This window comes from Methylobacterium bullatum, assembly GCF_014845095.1.
GTDB classification, from domain to species: domain Bacteria; phylum Pseudomonadota; class Alphaproteobacteria; order Rhizobiales; family Beijerinckiaceae; genus Methylobacterium; species Methylobacterium bullatum.
This window is the reverse complement of the sequence record NZ_NKUG01000063.1, coordinates 1-8,735: the sequence shown is the minus strand read 5'-3', so window position 1 is coordinate 8,735 and position 8,735 is coordinate 1. Positions and strand designations below refer to the sequence as shown.

Below are 8,735 nucleotides of genomic sequence, written 5' to 3'. Positions count from 1 at the left end.
AAGCTCGTAGACGGTGAAGGACGCGTCGGCAGCCCTCGCAACGGCAGTGGGAACCGCCTCCGTCGTGAGAAGGACCACGCACGTGGCGACACCGTGCCACCATCCGCGCGAGGTGATATGCCAGTCGCGCCCATGACGGTCGCCGTAACGATCCTGGTGCTGCTGGACGGTCTCGGCGTCTTCGTCATTGTCGTTCGCAACGCGAACCCGACAGCCGTACTCACCACTGTCCACCGTCACGATGTGATCCCAGGCGCCCGTGCTAAGCGCGGCGAGACGACGGGCCTCCTCGAAGGAAATCGTGGTAGGCCCTCCCTCGATCACCGGCATACCAGTGTGCGCGACGAAGGCTTCGTAGCTCGCGAGCGCTGCCGGGAGCGGCACCGAATCCTTGCGCCAAACCTTCGGCGAAGAGGCCACGAGCCCCTCGACCCACCGCAGGACGGCTTCCGGCTGCATCTCGATCAAGCTCTCCGTCTTGATCTCATCGTGGACCAGCAGCCCGAGCGTGGTCTCGCGCCGCAGCTTGTTGTGTCCTTCGGTGCCCTTCTCTCGAAACTCATCCCAATAGGAGCGCGCCCACATAAGGCGCGTATGGCCGTGCTTGCGCCATTCATGGGCCACGGCATGCACAGTGAAGAAGACCGGGGTGGCATTGCCGATCTCCGAGTACATCGCCGTATGACGCCGCCGGAAGTAGTCCATGACCTTGGGCTGAAGGCTCTGGATCGCGGTCCAGCGCGAGGCGTAGCCTCGCTGCGCTGCCTCTTTGACCGTGATCGGCGCAACGCCGAGTTCTTTGCAGGCTCCGTCGTAGGCGCGCGAGAAACTCGGCAAGACGATGCCGCAGAAGCCCCGATGCCCCTGTTCGCGATTGAAATCCGCACACTTGGCCTGGGCAGCCGCGTAGTCGGCGAAGGCGAACATGGCGAGGGTGCTCTCGCGGCGCTGTTCGAGCTTGGCGGCGATCAGGTGGTGGCGGGCCATCAGCACGGAGGTTTTGCCGACGCCCTCGGGACCAACGACAATCATGAGATCGTGCCAAGGCACCGTCGCGCCGAAGAAGGTGCGCATCATGTTTCCGGCCGACTGACGATCCTTCACGTGCTCGCGAAAGGTAGCTTCGATCGAGGTCTCGGTCTGCTCCTGCTGCGGCTCCTGGATGATCTCACCGAAAGACAGAACGTCCTGCTCACGCCCTTCCTGATCGGCAAGCTGTCCGCGCCAGTACCGGATCATGAAGCCGAGTGGGAAAGGCAACGAGCGCGCCGTCAATCCGACCGTATCGCGTCCGACGAGATGGACGGTCTGGTAGTCCTCTCGCATCACCGAGCACGGATTGCGATCAGCCTCGGAGTTCTTGAACTTCGCGACCCAACGGTCGCCCTCGAAGCTCATGTGATCGAAGCGCGGGAAGCCGGGATACCACTCTCGCAGGCGCTCTTCGCAGTAGGCCACCTCGGGAAGTGTCAGATCGCCGCCGAGTTTGCGCGCCGTGGTGAAGGTCTTCCTGGGATTGCGCCGAACCGCGCCACCACCCGCGCCCGCTTGAAACGCCTCCGGCGAAAAGAACATCGGGAGGTCGTCGCCTCCGGCGCGCTCGCGGGACTTCTCCCAAAGCGTGATCTGCGGGACGAGGATGCCCTTAGGGAACCCGAGGATGTTGCCGTCGCCGATTTCCCGGACACCGTTTGGGAGGCGGCGGAAGGCTTCAGGGAAGCGCAGGCTCGCATCGGGTTCGTGAGAGACGTGGAGGATACGCTGAAAATCCTTCGCGAGGCGGCACCAGTGCTCCACAAGGCCCGCGCGCAAGTCACCGACGCAAACCCGATCCAGTCTAAGCCGAGCCAGCGCCAGTGCGGTCGTGAACACGATATGGATGTGGAGGCTCTTGTTGCCGGAGTAGCAAACCGTGATCCCAGCGAACTCGGCGAAGCCCGAGCAGTGCCGGAACACGTCGCCCATCGGGCAGTCGAGCACGTTTTTCGAGGAGCGCAGCCAGGAAAGCTGCTTCTCCAGGAACGCCGGTTCCGGCACGTCGAACTCGAAGGTGAAGACGTAGTGGTCGCCGAGGACGACGCGCTCCTTCGGCGCTTCCACCCCCATGTCACATTCGGCGTCAGGCTCGGACGCGACCCGCAGCGGGTTCGCGAAATAGGTCGCTCCCCGATAGACATTATCGCCAAACCCTTGAAAGGCTTCGCAACCAGTTGCGATGGCCTGGGCGAGGTGTTGATTGCGGCCGACCGATTTGGCAGTGATGTCCAAGGGGTAGTAAATGCCGCCGAAGGCGTCGGGTCGGTACAGCTTTGGGGTGATGATCTCTTCGACGAACCAGTTCGAGGGCTTCAGCGTCGCTCGCTGAAACTGTTGGAAGGCTTTCTTGCCAAGGGTAGGAAGAACGTGCTTTGTCCAAAGAGTGAGCCAACGCTTTTGATCGTTAGGGTCGAATTCCATCTGCAATCCAATATTGGTGAATATCTATTATCTAGCATTCCTGTTTGGGTTTAGTCGAAATTATAATAAGCAAATTTACGAAGTTTTTATATTGACGCCCTCTTACGTTTTGCGCCGGTATCCTGCGGCGTTCACGGAGCATGGGGCGAGAGACCTTCAATAGTGGTATAAATCGGACGCTCTCTACTGGCCGCGAAGCTCTAAGAAGGGTGCGGAGCAGATCGGCTCCTGCGTCCTGAAGCAGACGTTCTGCATCTGACCGAGGCTATGTGAAAACGCGGTAGCGGTAGAAGGACTTCCCCCTCGACTCTCCGGGCAGCGCTGGAACAGACGTTCGGATGGCATCCGAACCGCCCTGTAAGTTGTCTGGACACCTACCGTATAGAAGATCGTTCCACAATTTCAGAGCCACCCTGCGTTTTCACACAGCCTGGACTCATAGCAGCCGTTCGGGACATGCTGTCCTGCATCCTGTAGAAGACAGATATCGCAGGCGGGAGTATTCGAGAGATATGGTCGATGCTGTTCTTTTCGATCTGGACGAAACGTTATTGGATCGCACCAAATCTCTTAGAGCATTCCTCAGAGATCAGTTCGAGCGGCACGCCGATCGCCTAGGTCACGTCCGGTCGGACGAATGGTGTGCACGGTTCCTCGTCCTCGACAAGCGAGGGCGCGTCCATAAGTCCGTGGTCTACCCGAACATACTCGCCGAGTTCGGTGGACGGGTCGAGCACGCCGACATTTTGCTTGCGGACTACCGCGCTCGCTGCGCGCGCTTCGCCCAGCCCTTCGACGGAATGGGGGCGGTTTTGAAGGAACTGCGAGCAAGAGGGCTTGCCCTCGGCATCGTGACGAATGGCGAGACGGAGTTTCAGTCAAGGCATGTCGAGGCGCTCGAACTGGATGGGCTGGTCGATGCCGTCCTGATCTCGGAACGAGAGGGGTTACGGAAGCCGGATGCAGCACTGTTTCTGCGAGCAGCGACGGCTTGCAGAACTCAGCCGTCGCGATGCTTGTTCGTCGGCGACAATCCCGTCGCCGACGTTCTCGGCGCTCACGCTGCCGGAATGAGCACTGCTTGGTTTCACGGGTCCGCTGAATGGCCGACCGATGCCCCTTCAAATCCGGGGGCCAGCATCGACCATCTTTCTCAGGTTCTGGCGCTGGCGCGCCCTTGAGCTAGTGCTGACGGAGGTTGAGATTGGGAACGCTGATCGCCCGCTTTTCACCCGGCCCGACCGTAGAACGGCCCGGCGGTTCTCGATCCAACTCAGCCGTACTGTCCAACTCGGACGCCGCCCGTAAGCGGACGGCGGTTCGGGTTGTGGTCAATGGCCGACGCTGGCCATTTGTAGCCTGCCACGCCATTATGCGTCCATGGCCGTTGAACGAAAATACGAGCGTGACATAGACCTTCTCCTCGCCGAGGAGCTAATCGTGAATCCTGCTTTCTCAGCGTGGTTGAAAGGCCAGACCCGCTTTGCAGACGTACCCGCAGTTATCGCTGACGTGTTCGTCTCAAGATCAGACAACCTTGGCGAATCCGACCTGATCGTCATCTACACGCGAGATGACGGTCTAAACTTCGCTGTCCTGATTGAAGACAAAGTTGACGCGCCCCTTCAACCCGACCAAGCCTCACGCTACCGACTCAGAGCGGAGCGTGAGATAAGCAGTGGCAAATATAACGATTTCACTGTTATCCTTTGCGCGCCTATTTCCTACCTAGCGAACAGTCTAAAGGCGGCCGAGTTCGATACCACCGTCTCCTTCGAAGACATCGCCGCCTTTTTTCTCGTGAACGGTGACACGCCAAGGTGTCGATATCGCGCATCATTCCTTCTCGGAGCCGGAACTCGACGAGTGAACAATTGGGAGCGCCAAGTTGATGACATTACGGAAGTGTTCTGGAGCGCCGCCTACGCAGTCGCGATTAAGGAATTTCCGATCTTGGAGATGAAGCCTCTGAAGGTTACGAAGGACTCTACGTGGATAAATTTTCGACCGCGTGACATGCCGACGATGCCCCACCGAATCTATGTTTCCGTTAAGGGCGAGCGAGGTTACATGGACCTAACTTTTTCTGACGCTCAAGTCGATTTATTTCATGGAAAGGTTGCGCACCTTCTCGACCCCGATATGAGCGTTCATAAGACTGGCAAGTCATCGGCCATCCGGTTACAAACAGACGGGTTCATGCCGAGGGAAGGTCTAGAAGCAGCGATACCAAAAGCCCGCGCTGCGTTTGCTGCCTGCGCCCGCTTGATCAGGTTTTACCGTGCCCATCGCGCCGAACTCGACGCGGCAACCACGAGTGCAGCCACTCCGCCGAACTAGCGGACAGCACTCCGGCTTGACTCACCGCCACGCGATTACTGTCTCGACTTATGCGGTAGGACGCGGTGCTGCCCGAGCGAACGTCCACTCCCACGGTTTGGCTTCCCTAAAGCGGTCCGGCAAAAATCCATCCATCTCGGCCGTAGGAGGCTGTCTTACCGTGCAACCTCCAAGCGGACGTTCCGGGCTTCTGCAAAGGGTGGAGAGCAGTAGTCGGCTCGGCGCCCGTTAGCGGACGCATCAGTACAATGAGCCCGGCTGAACCGCTGATATTCGCTCGTCGATGATCTCCTCCAAAAATTCCTGCGGCAGGTGTCGCTCGTAGACCGACAGCAGCGTCTTAACGACGGCTAGGTTGTGGTCTTGGTCCCCACCCTCGACCCGGCGCCACGTATTCGGCATGTATCGCGCGGCGATCGAAAGTGCGTACAGCGTAACGAAGGCCAAGCTGCGGTAGGTGTTCAAGCCGAGCAGCGGCGGCAGGATCAGCGCGGTCCCATCCATGAACGCACTCCGGTGGATCGGGACGACGTCCGAATAGTAGCTCGCGTCAGGGTGATCGACGCGACAGCGGTATATGCCGCCGCCACGACCCAAGCCGGTGCGAACAAACTCCGGGTCAGAGGCGTCTACCCGAGCAAGCTCTGCGATCGGCCAGCCCTCCTGCACAATGTCCTCCGGCGTGATCTGACCCGACCGATCCAGGAGCCAAAGGTAGCTGCTGCCCTGGACGTTCATTGCCGAGAAGCCGCTCATCTGCGTGCGCGGCGCGGGGATGGGCGCCACCCATCGCAGCTTCGCCCCCGTGGCGGAGGCGACGAGATCGCCCACCTCAGGAACTGCCGCCAGCAGGTCTCCGAGGGTGCAGAAGGTGCGCAGCGGCCGCGCGGCCACCTGTTCCGGCGATTTCGCGCGGTCGCCAGGGAAGGTGCTGGTGTCGGCGCCGAGAAAGTTGGCGTAATGCATGAAGAACCCACTGGCGAGCACCCCCACGCCGAGCGCGCCAAAGTCGCCGGGCGTCGTGTTCAGGGTGAAGAGCCCGTGCCCGTTCTTCGTGAAGCTCTCTAGATCGTCTAGGCTCGCGGGCCCGGCCGGGGCGGCGAGCATCTCTGCCGAGGCAAGCGACATGCACCCGTAGTACGCACTGATAATCCTCTTGGTTAGGCTCTCCTGCGGAGTGGACCGGAGGTAGTCCACGGCATTGCGGACCGAGAATGCGAGGCCCTCTGCCTTGGCCGTTACCGTGTCGGCGACTGGCTCCTTGCCAGCCTCGCGGATACGCTGCGCGATGAGTTTCGAAGCTACGTTGACGCTGGAGAACTGCTCCAGCCGCGTCCAGACAGCCGCGTAGGGGTCCTCGGCCACGAGGCGGCGCTGTTTGGTCGGCCGCCGCCGGATGGGTCGCCCCTGGACCTGCGGTGCCATCTGCTTGTTCCAGCCGACGAGGGTGGTCCCGAAGTCGTTGACTGAGGTCATCGATCGGCCGGTGGCGAGATCATAGCGTCGCACGCCAAAACTATGCTCATTCGTATGGACGGCATCGACGGTTTCGGCGAGGGCTCGAAGGTGGCCCGCATCCGTCGATGCAGAGTAGAGCAGCGCGACCTTCTTGGTTAGGTCCCCTTTCTGAGCTTCGACGACGATGTACTCGGCGTACAAGTTGTTCTCGGCGATGCGGCCCGTCCACCCCTGCGACCGCAACAGATCGAGGATGTTGCGCTCGACTGTATCCGCCAAGATCGCCATCCGCGCCTCGACACCCGCCCCGCCCATCTCAAACCCCGCCGCTACCCGATCGTTCTGCAAGATATCAGTCGCATGGCCGCCGGGTTAGCGGCTTCTTGGCGGGCTACAACGCGGAGGTGATCCCGGCGGAGTTCGAAGGGGTGGAGCGCTTGGAGAAGCCGGTACAAGTTAGGCTGATTGTCGGTGCAGTCGCGAAGCTGACAGCGGCCGCGTAGCCCAAGAGCGGACGCTCCCAACGTCTCAGAAGGGGCGCAAGCAGACCCAGAGCGTGGGTCCCATCCATCAGATTTCGACCACTAGCGTCCGGCCATCAACTGACTGGCGATCCTCACATCGCAGTCGATTTCGGTGATCACAAGCTTCACATCACGAGCGACGCCTGCGGGTAGAATGGAAGCAATGGCATCCAGGCGGGACCGGAGATGATCCACGGCATCACGGCGCACGAGGGTATTCAAACGCCCCATGGCGTGCATATCACGCATCATGGTTTGGGCGCGCCCAAGCCAAACGCGCGCGTACTCTCGCCGCGATCGGACCAATCCCAAAGCAAAAAGACGGAAGTATACCCTCTTTATTTGATGTCCGAACATGGTTTACGGCCCTCTTTAGTAAATAGTGTCAGTCCTATTTACTCCGAGAAGGTCCATGAACCGTACAATTTTCCATGACGCGAACGAAATATCGATCCAGCGCCTGCTAGCGAAGTACCTGTCCGACGCTCCACGGCATGCTTCGGCATTGTACTCCGGAGCGACAATCTTTATCGAACCGAGCCGCCATCGAACCGGCATCCCACCGGACGCGATCTGCCAACGTTACATGATCACGCATGTCGGCGAGGAGTGGTCCATTGTGGTGCGGGCGGTATGGCGAGATGGGGAACTGTATCGCCCTACCGCGACGCACACGCGGATCGAGGAATACACTGATCTTCGCTCCCGCTATGGCACCGACGAACAGAGCGTGGCCACTGCCGTCAACGCGTGGCTGCGTCGCCAGGACGATCTTTGATGCTGCACCGTAAGGTCATTGACGTCTACGACACTGCCGACAAAAGCATGCGGGAGGCTCTCCTTCCTGAGGAAGATGCCGAACCGCAGCGCCACATCGGCGCCGCCAGGGCGTCAAACGTCTCAAGTATGGATCATTTCCGACCCGTTACGGAGCATGACAACCTACGGCCGTTCCCACTCGTCCAACAAGGCGCCCGGCGTCAATGCGCTTAGGACTGACTCGACCTTCCACCTCAAGTAAGCGTTTTTTTCGAGCAAACGTTGGAGCTACCGTTGACTCGCTGACTTAAACGTTTAGGTTACGGAGGGCCGGACAGCCCCGGTGTCTCCGGAGATCACCATGGAACGCGTCGCCGCCAACATAAAGACTATCGTTACGACATATGCACCCCTTCAAGCCGTTGACATACTTGAGGAATGGGTTCGACGGTCCGAGGAGGCCATCCACCAGGAACGGTCATTCCGAGAGTTCGCGATCATGACGATCTCCAACCTCAAATCCTTGGTCACAGAGCAGGGCAACCATGCGATTCCGCTCGTCATCGACGACGTCGGGGATGAGCCAAATGAGGAAAACCGCGAGGACGCTGTTCGCCGCCTCATCGAGGAATCTCCCGAACAGCGCCTTACGATCCCGGACATCGGCGAGAAACTCGGTATTGGCTATCCGGCGGCGGCCAACCTTATCCTCCACAGCAAGTCGAGCATGCTTCACAAGGGCATGATCCGCTTCGATCGGAAGGCGCCGAAGCCCCGCTACGTCACGATCGACCCCGGCTTCACCGAAGATGGAAACATCGACTTTTATCTCACCGAGCTTCGCTCCTGTGATCCGAAAGTCCAGGATATCCCGGTTATGCGGCGCATCGCGGAGGCTCTGATGGTCTATACTCAGAAGGGTGTCTGGGCGAAGAATGGGGGTAAGCGCCTCCGCGCCAATCACCTGCTGAAGGCGTTCCGCAACCACGGCGTGCTTGGCGCGATCAAGCGGGTCGTCCAGGGGCCGATCACGCCGGGTTTCAATATTTTGATCGAACTCGGGCGTTGGGACCTGACATTCGAACAGATCGTCATCGACTTCAGCGACGTGTTCGACGACGAGGCCGTTCAACTGGCGGCTGTCGCGCGTCTGAAGTTGCTGAAGGACAAGGCGTAAGCCTTCACCGTCTACGAGCT

The 8,735-nt window shown here is 59.9% G+C and carries 7 protein-coding genes; 4 read left to right on the top strand and 3 right to left on the bottom strand.

All coding sequences use genetic code 11. The features are described from left to right. Window positions 1–2,457 (bottom strand): hypothetical protein (locus tag MBTS_RS09405; protein WP_192215492.1); only part of this gene is annotated, 2,457 nt, incomplete at its 3' end. 512 nt (window positions 2,458–2,969) lie between these two features. Here MBTS_RS09405 and MBTS_RS09400 point away from each other — a divergent pair. Both MBTS_RS09400 and MBTS_RS09395 read left to right on the top strand, forming a co-directional pair. Next, the gene (locus tag MBTS_RS09400) at window positions 2,970–3,638 is read left to right on the top strand and encodes an HAD family hydrolase (protein WP_192215491.1); all 669 of its coding nucleotides are present in this window, start codon (window positions 2,970–2,972) and stop codon (window positions 3,636–3,638) included. Window positions 3,639–3,837: 199 nt separating this feature from the next. Beyond that, window positions 3,838–4,797 (top strand): hypothetical protein, encoded by a 960-nt coding sequence (locus MBTS_RS09395; protein ID WP_210322738.1) that lies wholly within the window; start codon window positions 3,838–3,840, stop codon window positions 4,795–4,797. 240 nt (window positions 4,798–5,037) lie between these two features. Here the strand turns inward: MBTS_RS09395 and MBTS_RS09390 are convergent, their stop codons facing one another. Together MBTS_RS09390 and MBTS_RS09385 are read right to left on the bottom strand one after the other, a co-directional pair. Then, window positions 5,038–6,603, bottom strand: a complete 1,566-nt coding sequence (locus MBTS_RS09390) for a YaaC family protein (RefSeq protein WP_192215489.1) — start codon at window positions 6,601–6,603, stop codon at window positions 5,038–5,040. A 236-nt stretch (window positions 6,604–6,839) separates the two neighbouring features. After that, window positions 6,840–7,031, bottom strand: a complete 192-nt coding sequence (locus MBTS_RS09385; protein WP_192215488.1) for a hypothetical protein — start codon at window positions 7,029–7,031, stop codon at window positions 6,840–6,842. 160 nt (window positions 7,032–7,191) lie between these two features. On the opposite strand from MBTS_RS09385, the gene MBTS_RS09380 reads away from it, so the two are divergent. After that, window positions 7,192–7,557: a hypothetical protein gene (locus tag MBTS_RS09380; RefSeq protein ID WP_192215487.1), complete on the top strand. Its 366-nt coding sequence runs from the start codon at window positions 7,192–7,194 to the stop codon at window positions 7,555–7,557. A 342-nt stretch (window positions 7,558–7,899) separates the two neighbouring features. Next, window positions 7,900–8,715 (top strand): hypothetical protein, encoded by an 816-nt coding sequence (locus MBTS_RS09375; RefSeq protein WP_192215486.1) that lies wholly within the window; start codon window positions 7,900–7,902, stop codon window positions 8,713–8,715. Window positions 8,716–8,735 lie beyond the last annotated feature (20 nt).

Bases quoted from the DNA above. Each gene is read 5' to 3' on its own strand.
- MBTS_RS09400 (WP_192215491.1), top strand. From the start codon at position 2,970: ATGGTCGATGCTGTTCTTTTCGATCTGGACGAAACGTTATTGGATCGC.
- MBTS_RS09395 (WP_210322738.1), top strand. From the start codon at position 3,838: ATGGCCGTTGAACGAAAATACGAGCGTGACATAGACCTTCTCCTCGCC.
- MBTS_RS09385 (WP_192215488.1), bottom strand. From the start codon at position 7,031: ATGATGCGTGATATGCACGCCATGGGGCGTTTGAATACCCTCGTGCGC.
- MBTS_RS09380 (WP_192215487.1), top strand. From the start codon at position 7,192: ATGAACCGTACAATTTTCCATGACGCGAACGAAATATCGATCCAGCGC.
- MBTS_RS09375 (WP_192215486.1), top strand. From the start codon at position 7,900: ATGGAACGCGTCGCCGCCAACATAAAGACTATCGTTACGACATATGCA.